This is a genomic window from Chryseobacterium oryzae, from assembly GCF_022811665.1.
GTDB lineage: Bacteria > Bacteroidota > Bacteroidia > Flavobacteriales > Weeksellaceae > Chryseobacterium > Chryseobacterium oryzae.
Genome location: NZ_CP094529.1, coordinates 2,595,944 through 2,619,790, shown reverse-complemented (window position 1 = coordinate 2,619,790; position 23,847 = coordinate 2,595,944). Strand labels below are relative to the sequence as shown.

Here is a 23,847-nt window from a genome sequence, read left to right as displayed (position 1 = left end):
CTGATATATTGCTATATTTTTATACGTAAATTTACATTAATTATAAAAAGTAAAACTATGTACACACAACTTGACATCGAAACCCACTTTGAGGGAAAGCTAAAAATTGCTTATCTCAATCAGCCAGATACCATGAATGCCTTAACTAAGCCTTCGTTAACAGAGTTAAAGGAATTTGTAAATGAATGCAGTAATGATCCCATAGTAAGATGTGTTGCGATTTCAGGAAGAGGAAGAGCGTTTTGTTCGGGTCAGAATCTGGATGATGCTTTTGTTCAGGGAAATGATCATCAGGATCACGATATTATCCGAAAAATTGTGACTGATTATTATAATCCTTTGGTGCTTGAAATTACACGTTGCAAAAAACCTGTTGTTGCATTGGTAAATGGTCCGGCTGTAGGAGCAGGAGCGATGTTAGCATTGATTTGCGACTTTGTTTTAGCCAATAATAAATCATATTTTGCTCAGGCATTTTCAAATATTGGGTTAATTCCTGATACTGGTGGAACCTATTTCTTGCCTAAATTATTAGGAAGACAATTGGCTAATTATTTAGCATTTACGGGTAAAAAATTATCGGCTGAAGAATCAAAATCTTATGGTTTGGTAGCAGAAGTTTTCAGCGAAGAAGAATTCAATTCAAAATCTATGGAAATTTTGGAGAAAGTATCTAATATGCCTACAATAGGCTTAAAACTAACCAAAAAAGCTTTTGCTAACTCTTACAATAATACTTTAAAAGAACAGCTTGAATTGGAAGGAGATTTACAGCAAAAAGCTGCAGAAACAGAAGATTTTAAAGAAGGTGTAACTGCCTTTTTAGAAAAAAGAAAACCTAATTATAAAGGAAAATAAATAAACTTGTACAATGTAAAAAGTAAAATGTACAACGTACACATACAATACTTTTTACATTGTACATTTTACATTATACAACATGAAAAATGTAGGAATCATCGGTGCCGGAACCATGGGAATAGGCATTGCACAAGTGGCCGCAACCAACGGATGCAAAGTTTGGGTTTATGACGCCAATGCAAAACAAGTAGAAACGGCAACTGTAGGTTTGGAAAAAACATTAACCAAACTGGTTGATAAACAAAAAATTTCGGCAGAAAAAATGACTGAAATTTTAGCCAATATCTCCATTGCTACAGAATTGAAAGACTTCAAAGAATGTGAACTCATCATTGAGGCCATCATCGAAAATAAAGAAATCAAAACCAAAGTATTTACAGAACTGGAAAACCACGTTTCTGAAACTTGTGTAATCGGTTCCAACACATCATCTATTTCCATCACCTCTCTCGGTGCGGAATTACAAAAACCGGAGCGTTTCATCGGAATCCACTTCTTCAATCCGGCTCCATTGATGCCTTTGGTTGAGGTTATTCCTTCTTTATTAACAGAAAAATTTTTAGCCGAAAAAATATACAGTTTGATGAAAGACTGGGGCAAAACTCCGGTTATTGCTAAAGATATTCCGGGATTTATCGTGAACAGAATTGCACGCCCATATTATGGTGAAGCACTGAGAATTGTTGAGGAAAATATCGCAACAGTAGAACAGGTTGATGATGCGATGAAAACAATTGGAAACTTTAAAATGGGACCTTTTGAACTGATGGATCTTATTGGAGTAGATGTTAATTTCTCCGTAACAAAAACGGTTTACAACGAATATTTTTACGATCCGAAATACAAACCGTCCCTCCTTCAGCAAAGAATGTTGGAAGCCAAACTTCACGGCAGAAAAACAGGAAAAGGGTTTTATGATTATTCTGATAAGAACCAAGAGTCAAGAACCAAGAGTCAAGAGTTTGAAAAGAATGATGAATTATATCAACAAATATTCTTGAGAATTATTTCTATGTTGATAAATGAAGCGGTAGAAGCAAAAAGATTAGGTGTTGCCAACGACGAAGATTTGGAATTAGCAATGCAGAAAGGAGTAAATTATCCCAAAGGATTATTGGCTTGGGGAAAAGAAATCGGATATGCGAAAATCTCTGAAACCCTTCAAAATCTTTACGAAGAATATCAGGAGGAAAGGTATAGACAAAGCCCATTACTTCGTAAAATGTAACAATATACCAATCTAACGATGCAGCAGTTCTTCTTATTCATTGGTAAATGCGGCATTGTTATTTATTGATTAAATGTCATGGATATAGGATCATTCCGAACAGAATTGGAAATAAGGCTGAACATTGAAAAAGAATATTTAATTCAGAAACTTTCTTCAATAAAAGATGATCAGGAAAAATTAGAATTATTGGGAATTTTCAACGAAAAATATAAAGAATTAGTTAAAAGAATCGCCCACGAAGAAGGGATTAATTTAATCGGTTTTTATCAGGGCGAAAAATCATCAGATTCTGGAAATCTCACTTATGAACAGTTAATTTTGGGTAAAACCATGAGTATTTACGATCAATTGGCAGATGAATTATATGAACAAATAAACAATTCTTAGCTTAAAAACATTTAAAATTATGCTGAAAAGAATTTTTACAATGAAAAACTTTCTCAGATCTATAGTAACTGCGGCTATTTATGTTGTTGGTTTCGCCCTTGTAAAACTTTTCTTTTATTATTTGGGTTGGGATGATGAGAAAAGTATCAATATATATGGCTTTTTATTTTATTTCGTCTTTATTTTTTTAGCAATCTTCATTTTAGACGGAAGAAATTATACATGGAAAGATGTAATCAGATTTAAAAATTTAAATAAAAGATAATGAATCCGAAACAGGTTGTAGATTACATGATGGAGAAAGACTACTTCTCCCAGTTTTTAGGAATAAAAATTATTGATATTAAAGAAAACTATGCATTAATTGAAATGCAAATCACGAAACAAATGCTCAACGGTTTGGGAACGGTTCATGGTGGAGTAACCTTTGCTTTTGCGGATTCAGCTTTTGCTTTTTCTTCAAACAATGACGGAAATGCAGCCGTGGCTTTAAGCGTAACCATAAATTTCACAAAGGCTGGAAGAGAAGGAGATATTTTCAGAGCAGAAAGTATTTTGGTAAATAATACCAGAAAAACAGCAATTTACGATATTAAAATTACCAATCAGAATCAAGAATTGGTGGCGAAATTTGTAGGAACTGTTTATAAAATCGGAAAAAAGGTTACAGAATTATAAATCAGATAAAAGACATCAGAGGTAAGATATTAGATTTAGAAATGTCTGTTGTCTGAAATCTATCATCTAAAATCTATTGAAAAATGAACAATGTATACATTATAGATTACATCAGAACACCAATTTCAAAATTATCAGGTGGTCTTTCAGAAGTAAGAGCAGACGATTTGGCTGCTATCGTTATTAAAGAAATCGTAGCAAGAAACCCTGAAGTTCCTGTTGAGGAAATTGAGGATGTTATTTTCGGATGCGCCAATCAGGCAGGTGAAGATAATAGAAACGTAGCGAGAATGGGGCTTTTGTTAGCCGGTCTTCCCTATAAAATCGGAGGCGAAACCGTCAACAGATTGTGTGCTTCGGGAATGTCGGCGGTGGCGAATGCATTCCGTTCGATTGCTTCAGGAGAAGGTGAAATTTACATTGCCGGTGGAGTAGAACACATGACGCGGTCGCCTTATGTGATGTCAAAACCAAGTGCGGCTTTTGGGAGAGACAGCCAGATGTTTGATACGACTTTCGGATGGAGATTCATCAATCCGAAAATGAAAGAAATGTACGGCGTTGACGGAATGGGAGAAACGGCCGAAAATTTAGCAGAAATGCATAACATCAGCCGTGAAGATCAGGATAAATTTGCTCTTTGGTCTCAGCAGAAAGCGACTAAAGCACAGGAAAACGGTAGATTGGCTGAAGAAATTATAAAAGTGGAAATCCCACAAAGAAAAGGAGAACCGAAAGTTTTCGATAAAGACGAATTCATCAAACCTACTTCCACAATGGAAGGTTTGGGGAAATTGCGTCCGGCTTTCAGAAAAGAAGGAGGGACAGTAACAGCTGGAAACGCTTCCGGAATGAATGACGGAGCAGCAGCATTAATTCTTGCCAGCGAAGAAGCTGTAAAAAAATATGGTTTGAAGCCTATTGCCAAGATTTTAGGATCAGCTGTTGCCGGTGTAGAGCCTAGAATTATGGGAATCGGACCTGTTGAAGCAACTCAAAAAGTTTTAAAAAGGGTAAATCTTTCACTGGAAGATATGGACGTCATTGAGCTCAATGAAGCATTTGCCGCACAGGCTTTGGCGGTAACAAGAACGTTAGGTTTAAAGGATGATGATGCGAGAGTAAATCCAAACGGAGGAGCTATCGCAATCGGTCACCCACTCGGAGTTTCAGGAGCAAGAATTGTTGGTTCTGCCGCTATGGAACTTCAAAAACAAGATAAAAAATATGCGTTGTGTACGCTTTGTATCGGTGTCGGACAAGGTTATGCCATGGTGATTGAAAAAGTATAGCTTTTTCAATAATATAAGAATCTGAAAATGTATCAACGTAACAATTCCTGTCATGCTGAGCTTGTCGAAGCATCTCATTGGTAAACTCTTAGATTGATACATTGATTAAATTAAATTTCCAATAAAAATTTTATGAATATTTACTCATATCACGGAATTCGCCCCATCATTAAGCCTTCCGCTTACGTTCATCCACAAGCGGTGATTATTGGCAATGTGGAAATCGGTGAAGAAGTTTATATTGGTCCGAATGCAGTAATTCGAGGCGACTGGGGTAAAATTATCGTGAAAGACGGGGCCAATGTACAGGAAAATTGTACACTTCACGTTTTTCCGGGCATTGAGACCATTTTAGAAGAATCGGCGCATATTGGTCATGGAGCGATTATTCATTCCGGACATATTGGTAGAAATTGTTTGGTTGGAATGAACGCCGTAGTGATGGACAAAGCAGTAATCGGTGACGAATGTATCATCGGAGCCTTGGCTTTCGTTCCTGCCAATTTCAAATGTGATGCAAGAAAATTGATTGTTGGAAGCCCTGCAAAAATCATTCGTGATATTTCTGATGAAATGATCAAATGGAAAACGGAAGGAACAAGATTGTATCAGGAATTGGCAAGAGAAGGAAAAGATGCCATTCTTCCCTGTGAGCCTTTTACAGAATATGTGCAGCAGATTCCTACGAAAGTTGTTGATTACAGCATTTGGGATGATGTGAAATAGTTTAAAATATACCCAAACCTAATGGGTTTTCAAAACCCGTTAGGTTTTCATAAAGTAAAATGAGAAATACAGAAAATTTTGAGTTTGATTCTGTCTATCACATTTTTTCTCATGTAAATGGGAAAGAATTAATTTTCCGTGAAGAAACAAACTATCAATTTTTTCTGAAGCAGTTAGATAAATATATTCTTCAAATTGCAGATATTTATGCCTATTGTTTTATAATAATTCAAAATGGGAAATAATAAAATAAGCACTACGGTTTCGGCTAATTGGTTAAATAAAAATAGCAAAAATCAAAATTTGATAATATTAGATGCTAGCATTAAACCTAAAACTGTTTCTGTCAATAACAATAATATCAATGAAATAATTCCAAATTCAAAAAAGTTTGATTTAAAAAAAATATTTAGTGATTTATCAAGTCCATATGATCACACATTGCCAAATATAAGTAATATGTTAGAGAATGTTCGGAAATTAGGAATAAAAAATAATTCCGAAATTGTGATCTATGATAATCAGGGAATATATTCTTCTCCTCGTGTTTTTTTTATGTTGAAGAGTTTAGGACATAACAATATCTCAATTTTGGATGGAGGATTAATTGACTGGAAAAACGAAGGCTATCCAGTAGAAAATTCTTATCTTACCGATGAAGCTGTCGGGGATTTTTCTATAAATAATACCGAGGAAACATATCGGTTTTTCTGCGACTCCCAATATGTACTAAATCACTTATCTGACAGTATAATAATCGATGTTAGGTCACATGGAAGATTTTATGGTATAGAAAAGGAGCCTAGAGATAACCTAAAGTCGGGACATATTCCTAATTCCATCAACATTCCTTTTGAAGTGTTTCTTGAAAATGGTAAATTAAAATCTGATGAAAAATTAAAGGCAATTTTCTCTGAAATGGATATTTCTAAGGAACTTATTTTTAGTTGTGGTTCTGGAGTAACATCCTGTATAGGTGCTTTGGGTGCAATAAAAGTAGGTATTGAAAGAATAAAAGTATATGACGGTTCATGGATGGAATGGGGAAATATTAGTAATACTTTTCCAATAGAATTATGATCTTATGGAGAAGAGAAAATATGGTAAGGAAACATTAGCTGCGAAACTTGGTCTAAATTTAAGGGATAGCTAGATTTTCAAAACCCGTTAGGTTTTTATAAAAAACAATTAAAATAAAAATGTTTAAAAAACTTCTCATCTACTGCAGTATTTTCTTTGCATTTCAATCTTTGGTTTTTGCCCAAAGTGGAAATGTAAAACCCTTAACTATTGGAGAAATCAGAACAATAAATTCCAAAATTTTAAATGAAGACAGAGTTTTAAATATTTATCTTCCACAAAATTTCGATAAAACAAAATCTTACCCCATCATCTATCTTTTGGATGGAAGCATGAATGAAGATTTTATTCACGTTACGGGTTTAGTGCAATTTTTCAATCAAATGTATTCTATGCCGGAAACGATTGTGGTAGGAATTGCCAATATTGACAGGAAAAAGGATTTTACTTTTCATACTGATTTAAAGGATTTACAGAAAGATTATCCTACGACAGGACATTCGGACAAATTCATCAGTTTTTTGGAGAAAGAATTAAAACCTTATATCGAAAGTCAGTTTAAAACAACCGATAAATACTTATTCGGACAATCTTTGGGTGGACTTTTAGCCACTGAAATTCTATTAAAAAAACCTGAACTATTCAATAATTATTTTATAATCAGTCCGAGTTTATGGTGGGATAATGAAAGTTTGTTAAAACAGGCTCCTCAATTATTAACTAAAATTCCGGATACCAAAAAATTCATTTATATTTCTGTCGGAAAAGGTGAACATCCGGTGATGATAAAAGATGCGGAAAATTTCTTCGATGTTTTGAAAAAAGCCAATAAAAAAAATTGGACTTTAGAATATAAAATGATGGAAACAGATAACCATGCAACGATTCTTCACAGAAGTTTGTATGAAGGTTTGATGAAATTGTTTCCGTATAAAGAACCGAAAAATTAAAAATATAACAATCTAAAAATGTATCAGTGTAAAAATTATTGGTAAACTGTTAAATTGATACATTGTTAAACTAAATACTATATGCAAAAGTTAAAAAACTATATCTACGGCGAATGGATAGAAGGCTCTGGAAACGGAATTCCTTTATACAATGCTGTGACAGGAGAGCAAGTTGCTGTTTCCGATACAGAAGGTCTGAATTTTGAGCAGGCATTAGATTACGGAAGAACAGTAGGTTACAAAAATCTTTCATCGATGACATTCTACGACCGTGGGGAAATGCTGAAAAAGGTAGCTCTTTATCTTCTCGAAAGAAAGAAAAAATATTACGATTTATCTTATAAAACAGGAGCAACTCATGTAGATTCTTGGGTAGATATTGAAGGAGGTTTCGGTACTTTCTTCACATATTCTGGTTTGGCGAAGAGAATGCTTCCCAATACTCCGTTTTGGGTGGATGGGGAAACTCAGAAAATTTCTGCTAACGGAACTTTTTTGGGAACTCATATTTTAACGCCGAGCGAAGGGGTTTCAGTACAAATTAATGCATATAACTTCCCGGTTTGGGGAATGCTGGAAAAACTTTCAACTTCATTATTAGCGGGTGTTCCTTCAATTGTAAAGCCTTCTCCGTTTGGTTCTTATTTAACCAATGCAGTTTTTCAGGATATGATTGAAAGTGGAATTCTTCCTGAAGGAGCTCTGCAGTTGGTTTGCGGGGAACCTGGAAATATTCTGGATTATGTTCAGGATGGAGATTCTGTGTTATTCACAGGTTCTGCGACAACAGGTAGAAAATTAAAATCTTTACCGTCAGTTGCAGGAAATGCGGTTCGTTTCAACATGGAAGCCGATTCTTTGAACTGTTCTATTCTTGGGTTGGATGCAAAACCAGGCACTCCGGAGTTTGATCTATTCATCAAAGAAGTTCGTAACGAAATGACGACGAAAGCCGGACAAAAATGTACCGCAATCAGAAGAATTATCGTTCCTGAAAACTTAATCGGTGATGTTCAGAATGCTTTATCTAAAGCATTAGACCAGACCAAAATCGGAAATCCGTTAAGCCGAGAAACAAGAATGGGTTCTTTAGTCGGAAAACAGCAGTATGATGAAGTTTTAAGAAAAGTAAATTTACTGAAAGCCGAAACAGAACTTATTTACGATGGACAACACGAATTGGTAGATGCCAACTATGAAAACGGTGCATTTATGAGCCCGAAACTATTCTTAAATGATGCTCCATTCACCAAAAATATTTCTCACAATGTTGAAGCTTTTGGTCCGGTTTCTACGTTGATGCCTTACAAAGATGCGGAAGAAGCTGCAGCGTTAGCAAAAAGAGGAAAAGGAAGTTTGGTCGGTTCTATCATTTCTCATGATGAAAAATTTGTTGCCGAAACTTCATGGAAAATGGCTTCTCAGCACGGTAGAATTTTCGTGTTAAACAGAGACAATGCCAAAGAAAGTACAGGTCACGGTTCGCCACTTCCTACTTTAATGCACGGTGGCCCCGGAAGAGCCGGAGGCGGTGAAGAAATGGGCGGTTTAAACGGTCTTCATTTTTTCCTTCAAAAGACCGCAATTCAGGGTTCCCCGGATATTTTAACGGCAATTACTAAAATTTATCAGCAGGGAGCAGAGAAAAAATATTCAGACAAACATCCTTTCCAGAAATATTTTGAAGAAGTTGAGGTTGGTGATTCTTTAGAAACAGCTGGAAGAACGGTAACTGATGCAGATATTGTGAATTTCTCTAATGTTTCCTGGGATCATTTCTATGCCCATACTGATGCGACCAGCTTAACAGGAACGATTTTCGATAAAACAGTGGCTCACGGATATTTTATTCTTTCTGCAGCGGCGGGATTGTTCGTTTCAGGAAAAAAAGGACCTGTTATTGCCAATTACGGTTTAGAAAACTGCTCATTCTTTAAACCTGTTTATGCAGGAGATACGATTACGGTTTACTTAACGGCGAAAGAAAAGATCAACCGTGGGGTGAAAGGCAGAAATATTCCTTCTGGTGTTGTAAAATGGCTGGTTGAAGTGGTGAATCAGAGAGATGAGGTTGTTTGTGTAGCTACCATTTTAACATTAGTGGCAAAGCAGTCTCCTTTTATGGATTTAAATGTTAGAAATATTCAAAAAATGTTGCATAATTTAACCGAAAAATCTGAGCGTACATTTGGGGAACTTTCTCCACAACTGATGGTTGAACATTTGGAAGAGGTCATGAAAAATGGCTTTGGAAATTTAAAATCTGAAGATTTTGAAGAAATTCCTGCAGAAAAACTTGAAAAACTTCAGGATTGGCTGTACACAGATCAAAAGATAAAATCTGGTGCCAAATATCCACTTTTGAAAGACGGGGAAAGTCTGCAGCCAAAATATAAAAATCTGGAAGAGGCAAAAGCAAAATTGCTTGATATCATAAAAGAATTTAAAGTTTATTATAAAGAAAATCCTTTTGCAGAACATTATCATCCAAGATTCGGGATGCTTAATAAAGAAATGATGGAACTTTTCCAACGAAAGCATTTTACACACCATTTTGAGCAGTTCGGATTGATTTAAATTTAAATAACCTGAGTTCGGGATAAGGATTTATAAAACGCAAAGCTAAACAAAAGATTAAAATTTTTGATTTACATATGTTGTAAGATAAACCAAGACGTATAACTTAGCAAAGTAACACAAAGTTTTGTGTTACTTTGCTAAACAAAGTGGCTTTGTATAGCTTAAAAGCATTTCAAAAAGTAAACTTCTCTTTGTTTTTCTTTGCGATAAAATAATTAATATCAGAACTATTTAAAATATTTCTTATCCCGAACTCACGTTAAATAAGTGTAAATACAACAATGCAGCAATTAAATTTTTTGCTGCATTTTTCTATCTTAATCGTATGAAAACATTCGGGGAAAAGGTCATAGAATTTAACAGCAAATTACATTATTCGGGAAATCTTCCCAACGATTTTCAGGTTTTAAATCCTTATTTGGATAATCCTGAAACAATGACCGTTATGGAAAAGTTTTACCATCATTACTATAACGATACTGCGCAGAGAAAATTTATGATTGGGATTAATCCTAGCCGTCACGGAGCCGGAATTACGGGAGTTCCTTTTACCGATACCAAGCGTCTGGAAACCGTTTGCGGAATTAAAATGAAATCTGCATACACTCATGAAGTTTCATCCGTTTTTGTATATGATATGATTGCACAGTACGGCGGTGCCGAAGAATTTTATAGGGATGTTTATATCAATTCTCCTTTTCCTCTCGCAATTGTGAGAAAATCGAAAGGAAGTTGGGTTAATGCCAATTATTACGATGATAAAGAACTTTTCAAGGATGTAAAAGATTTTATGATTGATACTTTGAAAAAGCATATTAGCCTAAATCTCGATACTTCTGAGGTTTTCGTTCTTGGAAAAAAGAATGCAGAATTTATTTCAAAACTAAATCAGGAAGCCCATCTTTTTGAAAAAATGACTGTATTGGAACATCCAAGATATATTCAGCAATACAAATCAAAAGAAAAACAGTTTTATATTGATAAATATATTTTAGCTTTAAAAAAAGATTAGGAGAAAGAAATTTTTCTTCATTAAATTTTTTTACCGAACAATTGTTAGTATTTTTGTTTGAATTCAATATCAGATAAGAAATGAGTGATTTTGTAACATCAGAAATTAAAAATAATATTGCCGAAATTACTTTCGGAACCTCGAAAAGTAACTCGCTTCCGGGAGCTATTCTGGAAAAATTGGCGGAAACAATTTTAGAAGAAGGTGCCAAAAAAGAGGTAAAAGCAATCCTTGTAAAAAGTGCAGGTGAAAAAGCTTTCTGTGCAGGTGCAAGCTTTGATGAACTTTTAGAAATTGAAGAATTAGAGAAATCTACAAAGTTTTTCGGAGGTTTTGCGAAGGTTTTGAATGCTATGAGAAACTGCGGAAAAATTGTGGTGGTAAGAGTTCAGGGGAAAACAACCGGTGGTGGTGCAGGCATTGCTTGTGGAGCAGACTATTGTTTTGCAACAAAAGACTCTGCTTTGGCTTTAACGGAGATTAATTTAGGCATCGGACCTTTTGTAATAGGACCTTATGTGGAGCGAAAAATAGGTAAATCACAGTTTGCAGCAATGGCGATAGACGCAGATTTCAGATCAGCAGATTGGGCAGAACAGCATAATATTTATCATTCGGTTTCGCCTACAATTGCTGAGATGGACGCAAAACTAGAGCAGTTTTTAACCACTCTTTCTTCCCGTAGCGAAGATGCTTTAGCTTTAATTAAAAAAGTTTCCTGGGAAGGAACGGAGCATTTTGCTGAATTGATGCCTGCAAGAATTCACATGAGTGCAAGTCTTATTTTAGAAGAATCTGCAAAGAAAAATATTCAGGCCATAAAAGAGAAATTAAGAGCAAAGTAAATTTTTATTAAATAATTGTGATAGAACAGCATTTCAGATTTGAATGCTGTTTTTTTGTTTGGAAGAGATTGTAAATGGAATAATTTTAGTATTCAGATTCTAAAAATCGGTCAATTAAGAAAACTATATAGAAATGAAAAAGTCAGTATTATTAATGATTCCTTTATTGTTGGCTTCATGTACAAAACAAAATACAGAGGTTAAAATAACAGATAAAGATTCTCTTTCAGGAGAAACCCATTCAGCTGTTAAGCCAAAAGATTCTGTGGCATCATCTGAAAATCGAGATTCATTAAAAGTTTCAGCAACCAATAAAATGGGAGAAGCCGTTAAAATTATCGATGCAGAGAAACTTCCAAGTACCATAGATCAAACATTTGATGATAAAATTCAAAAACTCATTATTAGAATTCCCAATTATAGTAAATCTAAACTTCATGGTGTGATTACTCCCAAAAATAACAATATGAATGTAAGATTTAACCAGATTAAATTATCAGACGGAACGTATGATGGTCCTTTTGGTAGAGATATTTCTTATGATATTAAAGGGAAAGGCGAAATTTGGCTTATTATAGGTAAAGATCTTATGGCTGAAGGAGAAAATACAGGACAATTCTCAGTTACGATAGACTAAAGTGGTATAATTTCTGCAAAACTCATTTTAGATTTAATTTGCAATTATCTTAACTTAAGAATTGCATCAACTTTAATTATAAATATTTAATATATGAAAAAGATAGTATTAATAGCCACTGTCTCATCTATAGCATTGGCAAGTTGTGGTGCAGTACAATCTATTGTACAGAATACTTTTCCTTATACCTCTAATTTTTTAGTTTCTACAGGAGTTCCTGCTAACAAAGAAGTTTCTTCTACATCTACGGCATCCAATGTTCAGACTTGGGTAGGCGGAAATAATAATGCACAGATTAAAGATGTAAGAATTTCCGAGGCGAAAATCTCTGTAGTTCCTCCTACAAGTGGAGATTTAAGTGCGTTGAAATCTGTAAAAGTCTATATCTCTTCCAACGGAACAAGCGAAAAACTGGTGGCTTCAAGAAGTGATATTTCCACCAATTCTTCAAGCTTAAATTTAGACCTTAATGATAGCGGGTTTTTAGATAATATTGTTAAAAGTTCAGGACTTTCTGTAAGAACAGTTTATGAATTGAAGAATCAGACTTCTTCGGATATGAACATTAAGGTTTCGCTTAATTTCAGCAGTGTTCCTGCAAGATAATTTTATTTCAATCTCAAATAAAAAAATAGCTTTTCAGAAAAATAGGAAAGCTATTTTCATTTTTAATGATAAAAAATGTAAAACGATCTTATTCCAAATTGACATTTAATTTTTAGCTTTACATTTCAAAAAAATTCGATGTAAATGGAAATTGTTGCCAAAATTTTAATTGCCGTTGTTGCATTAGAACATCTTTATATACTTTGGATGGAAATGTTTGCATGGGAAACCAAAGGAAAAGAAGTCTTTAAAAGTGCTTTACCTCCCGAAATGTTTAAACTCACAAAAGGTTTGGCGGCAAACCAAGGCTTGTATAATGGGTTTCTGGCAGCAGGATTATTATGGTCATTTTGTATTGAAGACTCTAAATGGCAAAGTAATATAGCTTTGTTTTTTCTAGGATGTGTAGCAGTTGCCGGAATATATGGATCTTTATCTGCTAAGAAAATATTTTTTGTTCAGGCTTTACCTGCAATTTTGGCAATTATTGTGGTTTTGCTGAAGTAGTTTTCGGTTAATTATCTATTTTCGGAATAAATCTGGTACCAATTTTTTAAATTTTCTTTTAAAATTTCGGGGGAACAAAAACCTTCATGATAGTAAACCAATGTTCCTTCTGCATCTAAAATAATCCATAATGGGTAAATGGGAAGATTTTTATTTTTAGAAAACGCTATTGCCAACTCGTGAAGTCCTGAAGTTCCATTGGGCAAATAACTATATTCTTTCCCCTGAAAAATTATTTTTTCTTTTGTATTTTCTGCATCAAAGTTAATGAAGTATAAGTCTTTATTAATTAAAGATATAAGTTCTATGTCTTGATTAATTCTGAAATAATCCATTTTACAAACCGAACACCATTTTGTATAAATTCTGAGTATTATTGGCTTCGGATTTTTTTTATGCTGAATTTCAAAATCCGAAATATCCAAAGTTTTCATCTGAGAAAAACAAATCCCTGAAATGGAAAGGGTAAGCATAGTTATAAGTTTCATCATAGCTATTGGGTTTAAATTTTTTCTGAATTACTTCAAAGTATATTTTATGCCTAAAAATCCTCGTATTTTTTGCATAGGAGCATAGCCGTAAGTGGTGTCAAAAGTATATCGGTTGGGGTTGTTTATAGGATCATTTACATTTCTGTCAAACGGATCAAAAGGCCTCATTATAGGGTTTTTCGGCGTAAAGTTGAAGAGGTTTTTAATGCCACAATATACTTCAAAGCCAGATGAAAAACTTTTTGAAACCTGAATATTTGCTAAAGAATACCATGGTGAGTATTCTGGTCTGTAATCATTTACCAGAATGGGTAATCTCATCGGTCCATACCATTGTCCTGTAAAATCTACTGCAAGATTATAGCTGAATTTGTAGGTAATATTATAGGTTCCGCTCCATTTTGGTGCGTGTAGTTGCTGCGATTTTTGTCTTTCATCATCAAATTTCTGATATACATCAACGTAAGTTAATCCTAAATTGATACTTAAAGGAAAACTGAAAATAAGATCTGTATTCAAAGATAATCCTCGTGAAATTCCGTATCCGTTTAGATTATTGTAAATAATTTTTTCGGGATCAGAATCAAAATCACCAACAATTTTATTGCTAAAATAGGTGTGAAAGGCAGAAGCATCAAGATTAATCAAATGATTTCCTGCAGGAATTTTCCACATATAATTCAGATTTCCGTTTACAGATCTTTCGGGTTGCAAATTAGATTGAATTACTACTTCTCGTGAACCTGTGAGTGCAGCATGATCTTCAGTAAATAAATTCACTACCCTGAAACCTGTACCAAAATTAAATCTAAAGGTATGAAATGGATTGGGCGAATATTTCCATGCTAATCTCGGCGAGTGTACACTGCGATGTATCTTATCATAATCTAATCTGTAGCCGATGAGCAATGTGTTTTTTTCGCTGATTTCCCATTGATCCTGAATAAAACCACCAAAAATCGGAGATTTCATAGGTTGATTTGTAAATCCGTCTGCAGATAATGTTCCGGGTGTATTATCATCATAAAATGTATTCTTGAAGGTAAACCCAAAAAGTAAACTATGGTTTTTTATTTTTTTGTCCCAATAAGTTTGTATAAAACTGACTTTCTGTTTGGCGAGATAAGGATTGATACCATAATACGAATTTTGATCGTGATAATTATAAGAAAACTGAATCATTATATTTTCTTTTACAGGAAGTTGGTACAGCCCAAAAGCTTCCAATCGGTTGGTATATATGCTTTCGCCATATTTTTTCTCGCTTCCGCGATAAGACTTATTCCACTGCATTTCTCCACCAAATCGGTCTTCATACAAGTATCGTAATGCAAAACTTGCAGATCGGCTGTTTTTTCGTCTGAAGTTCCATTTGTTGAAAACAGAAATTCGTTTTTGCAATGCTGAATCTGTAAAGTTATCTTTGTTTTCATCAAATCTCTTGTTAGCATTAAAATAATTTAAGCTGATAATAGAAGCCGCATTTCTGGAGATATTAAGCTTTGTGGAAATGTCGAGATTATTTTCGCTCCACGAGGTAGTCATTATGTCTAAACTTAGCTTTGGCGCTGTTAATGCATTTTTTGTTATGATATTTATAACTCCACCCATTGCTTCAGAACCGTAAAGCGAAGAGGCGGGACCTTTTACCACTTCAATTCTGTCAATCAGGCTGTTGGGAATTCCGCTCAATCCATAAACAGTAGAAAGAGAACTTACAATAGGCATTCCATCAATTAAAATCATGGTGTATGGTCCTTCCAATCCATTAATGTGAATATCGCCTGTATTACAAACCGAACAATTTAGTTGAGGTCTTACGCCATTTATCATTGCTATAGCTTCAAAAACATTTGGAGTAGGATTTTTCCGGAAAAATTTCTGGGTGTAAATTTCTACAGATACCGGACTCTTAGATTTGCTGATAGGTTTTAAAGTTCCTGTAATAACCATATCGTCGATATCTTTTGTTGTCATTATATTTTTTTGCTCTGTTGTTGTAGCAGAATCCACTTTTTTGTAAGAATCTTTGGTTATACTGTCTTTTTCTTGTGCTTGAATTGAATAGACGGAAGTTATTAAAATTGAAAATATAATTATTTGCCTCATGTAATTTAAATTGTTAGACAAATCTAACAATTATTTTTAGAAATGCAAAACTTAGATATTGGAAAATCTTTTTCAGACAATTCATTTAAAAATATTAAATTTGAGAATCCAGATATAAAAGTAAAATGAGATACCACCAATCGGGAAATATCCCACAAAAAAGGCATACAGTTTTTAAATCGCCTGAAGATAAATTCTACTACGAGCAGCTTTTCGGGACAGAAGGTTTTCATGGTATTTCTTCATTGCTATACCATATCCATCGTCCTACTCAGATAAAATCTATAGGAGAAGCTAAAGATGTTTCGCCGAAAATAGCCATCGAAAAAAACGTTACTCCTAGAATGTTTAAAGGGATGAATGTTACACCCGAAGATGATTTTCTGGATAGCCGTAAGTTTCTGATGGTAAATAATGATCTAAAGATGGGATTATCTAAACCCAGAAAATCCATGGATTACTTCTATAAAAATGCAGAATGTGACGAGTTACTTTTTGTACACAAAGGAAGCGGAATCCTGAAAACTTTTGTAGGAGATCTCAGTTTTTCAACGGGAGACTACATTATTATCCCAAGAGGAACAATTTATCAGACAGAACTGAATTCTGAAGATACTGTATTTTTTGTGTTGGAAAGTCATTCTCCGATTTATACTCCAAAAAGATATAGAAATGAATTCGGACAACTTTTGGAACATTCACCATTCTGCGAAAGAGATATTGTTGCTCCAACTTTTGTTGAACCTAAAGATGAAAAAGGGGAGTTTCTAATTAAAGTAAAAAAAGAAAATCAGATTACCGATTTTATTTATGCAACTCATCCGTTTGATGTGGTAGGTTGGGATGGCTATTTTTATCCGTACAAATTCAACATCAAAAATTTTGAACCAATTACCGGAAGAATTCATCAGCCGCCACCGGTTCACCAAAACTTTGAAGGTCACAACTATGTAGTATGCTCGTTCTGTGCAAGAATGTACGATTATCATCCGCAAGCGATTCCTGCACCATACAATCATTCAAATATAGATTCTGATGAAGTTTTGTTTTATACAGAGGGCGATTTCATAAGCAGAAACCATATAGATTTAATGGATTTTACTTTGCATCCTGGAGGAATAGTTCACGGTCCTCATCCTGGTGCAATGGAAAGAAGCATAGGTAAAAAATTTACCGAAGAATATGCTGTAATGGTAGATCCGTTCAGACCATTAAAAATTACCGAAGAAGCTTTAAAAATTGAAGATTCTACCTATAAAACTTCGTGGCTTGAAAGTGAAGATCATGGGTTGAAAGACAGACTCCAGGAGTAGTTTTTCAGAAAAATAAGCGAGTAAACATAGAACATCGGTCATTATTGCCGATGTTTTTTATTCAGGGTAAATTTTTGATGTTAAAAACAATTAACCATACCCCCGAAGTAAAACTTTTTCCCGAAATTCGTGGTAAATTTTTAGATAATGCGAAAAGCAATAACCAGTAAGACACCTAAGCCAAAATACGATGTTGTTTTAATTGGCGGAGGAATTATGAGTGCGACTTTAGCCACTTTACTTCATGAATTTGATCCTAATTTAGATATTGCCATTTTCGAAAGGCTTGGTAGGTTTGCCAAAGAAAGTACCGCAGCTTGGAATAATGCCGGGACAGGGCATTCTGCATTTTGTGAGCTCAATTATACTCCACAAAAAGAAGACGGTTCTATAGATATTGTAAAAGCGGAAAAAATTGCTGAACAATTTGAGGTTTCTAAACAGTTTTGGTCTTATTTAGTTGAAAAAAATTATATCCAGAATCCACAGGAATTTATCAATTCTTGTGCACACATGAGTCTGGTTTTTGGTGAAAATGATGCAGAGTATCTTCAGAAAAGATTTAATGCTTTGAAAGAATCTCCTTTGTTTTCAGATATGGAATTTTCTACCGATCACGAAAAACTGAGAGAATGGATACCATTGGTTATGAGCAAAAGAAATCAATCTGAGGTTTTAGCTGCTACAAAAATGGATTTGGGAACCGATGTGAATTTTGGAAGTCTTACAAGAAAAATGGCAAAACATTTACTGGAAGATTCTAAGGTAGAGGTTTTTCTTTATCATGAGGTAAAAGATATCAATCCTCGTGAAGATGGTACTTGGGAAATGAAAGTGAAAGACCGTATCAACAGACATAAACAGGAAGTGACTGCCGATTTTGTATTTATCGGAGCGGGTGGATATGCATTGCCGTTACTCGAAAGTTCGGATATTAAAGAGAGTGCAGGATATGGTGGGTTTCCGGTTTCTGGACAATGGTTGGTAACTCATAATCAGGATTTGGTGGAACAACATCAGGCAAAAGTGTATACTCAGGCAACTGTAGATGCACCGCCAATGTCTGTTCCTCACTTAGATTTAAGAATTATTGATGGTAAAAAAGCTCTTCTTTTTGGTCCTTTTGCAGGTTTTTCAACAAAATTTCTGAAAGAAGGAAGTTATCTCGATTTACCGGAAAGTGTCAACACTAAAAATATCCGTTCATTATTTGGAGCTTGGTGGCATAATTTACCTCTTACAAAATATCTTATTCAGCAGGTTGCCATGAGTAAAGCTCAGAGAATGCAGCATTTAAGAGAATTTGTAAAAGATGCTAAAGAAGAAGATTGGGAATTGAAAGTGGCAGGGCAACGAGTGCAGATCATTAAAAAAGATGATAAATTAGGAGGAAAGCTGGAATTCGGAACTGAAGTCGTTGTAAACGAAAAAGGAACTATTGCTTCTTTACTTGGAGCGTCTCCTGGAGCTTCTACGGCGGTATTTGCAATGCTGAATGTTCTTGAAAAATGCTTCCCTGAAAAACTTCAAGGAGAATGGAAAGATAAACTGCTGGAAATGATCCCGTCTTATGGACAAAAACTATCAGAAAATCCTGAGTTAACGAAAAAGGTAAGAGATTATAGTAAAGAAAAATTAGAACTTATCTATTAAAAATAAAAAGCCAAATTCAATTGAATTTGGCTTTTTTAAACCTTTAATAGGTATTATTATATTAAGAACCAGATATCTGGTGCCAAATACCGTTACCGTTTGATTGAAATGTTGCAAAAAGAGAAACTGTAAAAGAAGATTGAGATGCTGTACCTCTCTTAATTATATCACTTCCAGAAGGAACTACAGTAAGAACAGTTGAGCTGTTACCACCTTTTACAACATTAATGATTCTTCCAATATTGCTACTTGTTGCTGCGGGTAACTTCACCGAAAGTGCTACAGTAGTGTTTTTTACTATTGTATAATCAGAACTTGTAACGTCATAATTTATAATAGAATCATCATTAATACTATTAATAGACATACTAACACTACCTACAACTTGCAATGTACTATTTGGTGCTGTAGTTCCAATACCGACATTAGTATTTGTATTTGCTCCATTTTTACCACTAACAGATCCTAAAACCAAAGAATTGCTTTGCTCCACATAAGAGTTCGCACCTAATGCTGTTGTATTTGTAAGGCTATTATTTGGTACTTTAGAATTATAACCAATATTGGTGTTTAAGTTTCCATTTTCATTGCCTGCACCTGCAGCATATCCTAATGCTACACTATTTGTACTATTCTTGTAAGATTGTCCAGCGCCGCTACCCACAAAAGTATTAAAACCTCCCGAAGTATTGCTTCCGTTACCGGAATTAGTTCCTATAAATACATTGTCACCACTTGTTACATTTACTCCAGAATAGGTTCCCAAAAATGTATTGTTAGAGCCATTTGCACCAGTAGTTGACAAAGAGTTAAGACCGATAGCTACATTATTATTTCCTGTAGCAAACTGACCGGATAAATTACCCATTATTATATTATTAACTCCGCCACCCATTTGTTCGCCAGCACGAGTTCCCATCACAATGTTTTGGTCACCAGTTGCATCAGATCCTGCACTATAACCAATTAGAAGACTGTTACCGCCTGTGAAATGAAAACCGGCATTATCACCAATCATAACATTATTACTACCTTGAGCGATGTTTCCAGCTTGTCTTCCAATGGCAATATTACTTGTAAGGGCTCCGTTTGCGCCACCAAGTGCTTGGCTTCCTATTCCGATATTAAAATTCCCGGTATTTATAGTATTTCCTAGATTATCACCAATGAAAATATTTTGTGTACCACTGCCAAGTGCATTACCGGAATAGTAACCCATTACAATATTGTAAGAACCAGTCATTCCAGATTGTACAGAACGTGCCCCTATTACGATTGGAGCTAGAGCATTAACATTGTTTCCACTTTGGACTCCAACAATGGTCGCGTTAGAAAGATTGGATTGTGTAGATTCTGAGTCGTAGCCTAAGATTGTATTATTCATATCAAATCGACCGGCTTTATTGTTGTTGACTCTAAATTTTAGAGCATGATTATCTGTAGTTCCAAGAAAGTTATTGGCTTCTGATGTGCCACTATTACCTTTGAGATTCCAACTGTCAGACGATAAGCCAACACGATTCCATTTGGTACCGTCCCAATAGTGAAAGCCTTGTGTATAAGGAGAAGAATCTACTGTTAAATAAACTAATTGACCGTTAATTGTTCCATTCACTGTTCCTGCTATGGTACCGTCTGTGCTAAGGTTGCTCACCCTAGGTACTAGAACTCCGTCTGTTCCCGATACTATTCCTAAATGATTTTTTGCTCTTACGTCAAATGTTGATTCGGGAGTAGTTGTGTTAACGCCAACTTGTGCTAAAGAGTAGGTCGAGAACAATATGCTAAAAGCAATAACAGTATTTTTTTTCATAATTCATTTATTGATGTAAATTTAATCATTTGTTAAATAAAATGATATTTTTTTTATAATAAAGGAGGGGGATTTTTAATTATTTGGAAATTAATACATTTTGACGACTCTTTAAAGCTTTGAAGATAATGGATAATTACTCGAAAATTTGCTGCAGCACTTCTAAAGAATCGGGTGTTCTGAAATCGGTAACATGATAGTGATAGTAGATCAATACGCTGTCTAAAAAGTTTTTTCTTTGAGATTGAGCAATTTTTATTTCGTAAGGATTGGTTTCGGTAAGAATGGTTTTCCAGATTAAAGAGGTTTGGTCGTTAAAGAAATGATGCGTTTCTATGTGAGAAAATGTTCCGGTTTCAGGATCCAGAAAATTTCCTTCACCTAAAAGCGGCGCTACACCCTGAATTCTCAAAATAATGAGTAAAAAAACAAAATGAGAGCTATAGTTTTTGCTTTCCAATTGTTTTATCAATGCTTCCATTTCCCGAAAAATAGATATGTTTTTGTCCTCATTTCTTAATATATGATTCAGAAAATCTGCAACAAAAAAAATTACGGCATTTGCTTTTATGTCCGTATAAATATCGCTAAGCTGTGCAATTTCAAATTTAGAAATTGTTTTTATGGCTGTATTTTTATTACTGTTTACAGTAATATTCAGATTATTGAGTGGGAGTAAAAAAGCTTTCTTTTTATTTTTTTTGGTATAAATTCCTTTCAGGAAATAAGTTTGAAAACCTTCATCTTCGGTGAAGCAATGCAGGATTGCATCATTTTCACCATACTTAATGAAAGACAACAAAAATCCGTTCTGAGAAATCATTAATTCACTACAGCAATTTTAGCGGTAGCTTTGTCTGAACCATCTTCATTAGTCATAAGTACGAAATAAATTCCTGAAGCTACTCTGGTTCCTCTTTGGTTGTTAAGGTTCCATTCATAATATCCATTTCGGGCAACTGCGGAGTGAACTAAATTCCCTGCTGCATCTGTAATTCGGATATTGGTTTTCTCCGCCAAACCTTTAATAGTTACATTTCCTTTGAACTGCGACTGCACTACTGGATTAGGATATACCAAAACATTTCCAAAATCTGAAGTTACATCGCTTACATCTCCCTGATACGTAACAATTCCGTCGAAGGTAACAAAGTACACCTTTCCTGTTTTTTTATCAATTTTAATGTCTGTAACCATATTGGTTGGGAGCGGAGAGTTGGTTTTATTAAAATGTTTAATAATTTTTTCTCCATTGGCAGAAAGATAATATACACCACCATCTTCTACTGATACCCATTTTTGGTTTCCACCATCAACTTCAATCTGGAGAATAGGCGAATCTCTGAAAAGTTCCTCTGCTAAACCTCCCTGTTCAATCACAATGGGTTGAAGAGTAGGGTTGCTTTTAACGGCTGTTGCAGCATTAGGAAGAATTCTCAGTCCATTTTGCATTCCGAACCAGCCATCTCCCGACTTATCCATGGCAAAAGATATGGTTTCGCCTGCAAGTCCGTTATTTTGATCGAGTAAATATTGTGTGTCATCCGAAATATTAGCAGTCTTTTTTGTATCATAAACGACAAAATTTATGGTTCTGGGAATCGGAATCCATAATAAATCTTTGCTGTAAATGGGATATTGAAGTGCAGCACTTGTGCTGAGATCTTTTAGTACAAATTTATCTGTAGTTCTTTCGTAAAAACCTATTGAACCTGAAGTTCCGTTATAAAATGAAACTGTAGAAAATATATTGTTTTGCTCGTCCGATGTAAAGCCTACCGGTCGGTTCATATAAGGGTCTACGGCTGCTAAATCATATAATTTTACAAAATCAAAATCTTTGGAACCAGAATTATATTTCATTTTGTAAATTCCGTATCCTGCGGCGTAATTATAATTACTGAAGAAAACATCTGCAGTATTGGCAGGATCTGGGAAAGCATCGATCACGTTAAATACAGTAGAACTTCCTTTAAAAATAGAAGGATAAAGCCATTCTGTTCCTGTAAAATAATAAAATCCGGGATTTTTTGGATTTATTTGAGGATCATTATATCCATTAGCCCTAATTCCCGTAGAAACTAAAATTTGGTTATCGTTGAATAATCTAATTTTATAGGCATAATTAAAGTATGGACCATCGGGTTTATACGTTACTTCGTCCTCAGTTTTAATTCCGGAAAGTACAGTTCCACCATAGATTTTAGATCCAATTCTTGTTGCCGTATTACAGGTTTCGCCCAAAGCAAAATTTCCTGTATTGTTTCCCGAAGTATTGTAGGTGTAAATTCTTGCTCCATCTGTTATTACAATATTGTCTGAATTTACTACCAGATCCGAAATGTTTCCGAAAGATTGAGAAACAGGTGTTGCAACTCCATTATTGTAGATATAGGCAGTATTGCCAGAAGAAAAAGCGATTGCAGATTCAGAATCTATATGTTTGTAATAACCAGGAAATTCTGTTGTCCAAGTAGAATATACAGGAAATGTAGTATTCATTTCGTGGCTTTTGAAGCCATCATTGGTAACTGAAAAAACTTTATTGTCTTTAATTGTTGCTTCATTACTGGCTAAATAAACACCGCCTGTAGAAACAAAAAATGTAGAATCTCCGAATTCTTTTTTCTTCAGATCAAATATAGACAAACCATATCCTACAGAAACAACAGCTTTATCTCCTGTAATAGAAATATGATTAATTTTTTTGCTTCCGTTATATCCTGTTGCGATAGGAATATCTACCACAAGAGTTATTCCTTGTGGAGTAATAACATCCAGAGAGCCATTTTGGTAACCTACCAATCCGATTTTGGTCTGTGGATTATAATCGAAAGCAGAAATTTTTACTTCATGGAGACCGTTGGCTTTAGAAAGTTTTGAAATTTCTCCTGTGGCGATGGTATAATAAAAAATTCCGTTTTCTGTAGCAGCGATAATTTTGCCATTGTCTTCCTTCATAGCAAGAACATTATTATAGGAAAAATGATCTGCCCACTTTTTAGACGTAATATTTTGAGCATCTGCAAACTGCAATGTTGCAAAAATACCTAGAGAAATTAAAAGTTTTTTCATA

Annotated in this window: 23 protein-coding genes; 18 read left to right on the top strand and 5 right to left on the bottom strand. The window is 34.6% G+C overall.

The window, feature by feature from the left end; genetic code table 11:
• The first annotated feature begins 57 nt into the window (after positions 1-57).
• From MTP08_RS11905 to MTP08_RS11830, 16 genes are all read left to right on the top strand, one after another.
• Positions 58-858, top strand: coding sequence for an enoyl-CoA hydratase/isomerase family protein (locus MTP08_RS11905; protein WP_243576139.1), 801 nt, complete (start codon positions 58-60; stop codon positions 856-858).
• Positions 859-940: 82 nt separating this feature from the next.
• Positions 941-2,089: a 3-hydroxyacyl-CoA dehydrogenase NAD-binding domain-containing protein gene (locus MTP08_RS11900; RefSeq protein WP_243576138.1), complete on the top strand. Its 1,149-nt coding sequence runs from the start codon at positions 941-943 to the stop codon at positions 2,087-2,089.
• Positions 2,090-2,167: 78 nt separating this feature from the next.
• Positions 2,168-2,479 carry a hypothetical protein gene (locus MTP08_RS11895; RefSeq protein WP_243576137.1) on the top strand — a complete coding sequence of 104 codons (312 nt, stop codon included), beginning with the start codon at positions 2,168-2,170 and terminating at the stop codon, positions 2,477-2,479.
• 40 nt (positions 2,480-2,519) lie between these two features.
• On the top strand, positions 2,520-2,744 hold the full coding sequence (locus MTP08_RS11890) for a hypothetical protein (protein ID WP_243576136.1): 225 nt from the start codon (positions 2,520-2,522) through the stop codon (positions 2,742-2,744).
• A complete protein-coding gene (gene paaI / locus MTP08_RS11885; protein WP_209389916.1) occupies positions 2,744-3,157 on the top strand; it encodes a hydroxyphenylacetyl-CoA thioesterase PaaI in 414 nt (137 codons plus the stop codon). Before MTP08_RS11890 ends, paaI begins: the two co-directional genes overlap by 1 nt.
• 83 nt (positions 3,158-3,240) lie before the next feature.
• Positions 3,241-4,449: a 3-oxoadipyl-CoA thiolase gene (gene pcaF, locus MTP08_RS11880; protein WP_243576135.1), complete on the top strand. Its 1,209-nt coding sequence runs from the start codon at positions 3,241-3,243 to the stop codon at positions 4,447-4,449.
• Between the two features lie 132 nt (positions 4,450-4,581).
• Positions 4,582-5,175: an acyltransferase gene (locus MTP08_RS11875; RefSeq protein ID WP_243576134.1), complete on the top strand. Its 594-nt coding sequence runs from the start codon at positions 4,582-4,584 to the stop codon at positions 5,173-5,175.
• A 59-nt stretch (positions 5,176-5,234) separates the two neighbouring features.
• The gene (locus MTP08_RS11870; RefSeq protein ID WP_243576133.1) at positions 5,235-5,420 is read left to right on the top strand and encodes a hypothetical protein; all 186 of its coding nucleotides are present in this window, start codon (positions 5,235-5,237) and stop codon (positions 5,418-5,420) included.
• Positions 5,410-6,255 (top strand): sulfurtransferase, encoded by an 846-nt coding sequence (locus tag MTP08_RS11865; protein WP_243576132.1) that lies wholly within the window; start codon positions 5,410-5,412, stop codon positions 6,253-6,255. The genes MTP08_RS11870 and MTP08_RS11865 overlap by 11 nt, the downstream gene beginning before the upstream one ends.
• Before the next feature lie 119 nt (positions 6,256-6,374).
• Positions 6,375-7,205: an alpha/beta hydrolase gene (locus MTP08_RS11860; protein ID WP_243576131.1), complete on the top strand. Its 831-nt coding sequence runs from the start codon at positions 6,375-6,377 to the stop codon at positions 7,203-7,205.
• An 81-nt stretch (positions 7,206-7,286) separates the two neighbouring features.
• A complete protein-coding gene (gene paaZ / locus MTP08_RS11855) occupies positions 7,287-9,782 on the top strand; it encodes a phenylacetic acid degradation bifunctional protein PaaZ (RefSeq protein ID WP_243576130.1) in 2,496 nt (831 codons plus the stop codon).
• Between the two features lie 328 nt (positions 9,783-10,110).
• A complete protein-coding gene (locus tag MTP08_RS11850; protein ID WP_243576129.1) occupies positions 10,111-10,797 on the top strand; it encodes an SMUG2 DNA glycosylase family protein in 687 nt (228 codons plus the stop codon).
• A gap of 80 nt (positions 10,798-10,877) precedes the next feature.
• Positions 10,878-11,642: an enoyl-CoA hydratase/isomerase family protein gene (locus tag MTP08_RS11845; RefSeq protein ID WP_243576128.1), complete on the top strand. Its 765-nt coding sequence runs from the start codon at positions 10,878-10,880 to the stop codon at positions 11,640-11,642.
• A 133-nt stretch (positions 11,643-11,775) separates the two neighbouring features.
• Positions 11,776-12,279: a hypothetical protein gene (locus MTP08_RS11840; RefSeq protein WP_243576127.1), complete on the top strand. Its 504-nt coding sequence runs from the start codon at positions 11,776-11,778 to the stop codon at positions 12,277-12,279.
• A 93-nt stretch (positions 12,280-12,372) separates the two neighbouring features.
• Positions 12,373-12,885: a hypothetical protein gene (locus tag MTP08_RS11835; RefSeq protein WP_243576126.1), complete on the top strand. Its 513-nt coding sequence runs from the start codon at positions 12,373-12,375 to the stop codon at positions 12,883-12,885.
• A 144-nt stretch (positions 12,886-13,029) separates the two neighbouring features.
• Positions 13,030-13,392, top strand: a complete 363-nt coding sequence (locus tag MTP08_RS11830; RefSeq protein ID WP_243576125.1) for a DUF1304 domain-containing protein — start codon at positions 13,030-13,032, stop codon at positions 13,390-13,392.
• A gap of 11 nt (positions 13,393-13,403) precedes the next feature.
• Here the strand turns inward: MTP08_RS11830 and MTP08_RS11825 are convergent, their stop codons facing one another.
• Both MTP08_RS11825 and MTP08_RS11820 read right to left on the bottom strand, forming a co-directional pair.
• A complete protein-coding gene (locus MTP08_RS11825) occupies positions 13,404-13,883 on the bottom strand; it encodes a thioredoxin family protein (RefSeq protein ID WP_243576124.1) in 480 nt (159 codons plus the stop codon).
• A 27-nt stretch (positions 13,884-13,910) separates the two neighbouring features.
• The gene (locus tag MTP08_RS11820; RefSeq protein WP_317233002.1) at positions 13,911-15,860 is read right to left on the bottom strand and encodes a TonB-dependent receptor plug domain-containing protein; all 1,950 of its coding nucleotides are present in this window, start codon (positions 15,858-15,860) and stop codon (positions 13,911-13,913) included.
• A gap of 257 nt (positions 15,861-16,117) precedes the next feature.
• Here MTP08_RS11820 and MTP08_RS11815 point away from each other — a divergent pair, with 257 nt between their 5' ends.
• Both MTP08_RS11815 and mqo read left to right on the top strand, forming a co-directional pair.
• On the top strand, positions 16,118-17,305 hold the full coding sequence (locus tag MTP08_RS11815; RefSeq protein WP_243576122.1) for a homogentisate 1,2-dioxygenase: 1,188 nt from the start codon (positions 16,118-16,120) through the stop codon (positions 17,303-17,305).
• A 147-nt stretch (positions 17,306-17,452) separates the two neighbouring features.
• Entirely contained in the window at positions 17,453-18,958 is a 1,506-nt protein-coding gene (gene mqo, locus MTP08_RS11810; protein ID WP_243576121.1) for a malate dehydrogenase (quinone), read from the top strand.
• A 61-nt stretch (positions 18,959-19,019) separates the two neighbouring features.
• Here the strand turns inward: mqo and MTP08_RS11805 are convergent, their stop codons facing one another.
• The 3 genes from MTP08_RS11805 to porZ all read right to left on the bottom strand — a co-directional run bounded on the left by MTP08_RS11805 (position 19,020) and on the right by porZ (position 23,846).
• Positions 19,020-20,738, bottom strand: a complete 1,719-nt coding sequence (locus MTP08_RS11805) for a beta strand repeat-containing protein (protein WP_243576120.1) — start codon at positions 20,736-20,738, stop codon at positions 19,020-19,022.
• A 169-nt stretch (positions 20,739-20,907) separates the two neighbouring features.
• Entirely contained in the window at positions 20,908-21,594 is a 687-nt protein-coding gene (gene recO, locus MTP08_RS11800; protein WP_243576119.1) for a DNA repair protein RecO, read from the bottom strand.
• Positions 21,594-23,846, bottom strand: a complete 2,253-nt coding sequence (gene porZ / locus MTP08_RS11795; RefSeq protein WP_243576118.1) for a type IX secretion system anionic LPS delivery protein PorZ — start codon at positions 23,844-23,846, stop codon at positions 21,594-21,596. Before porZ ends, recO begins: the two co-directional genes overlap by 1 nt.
• Position 23,847: the final 1 nt, after the last annotated feature.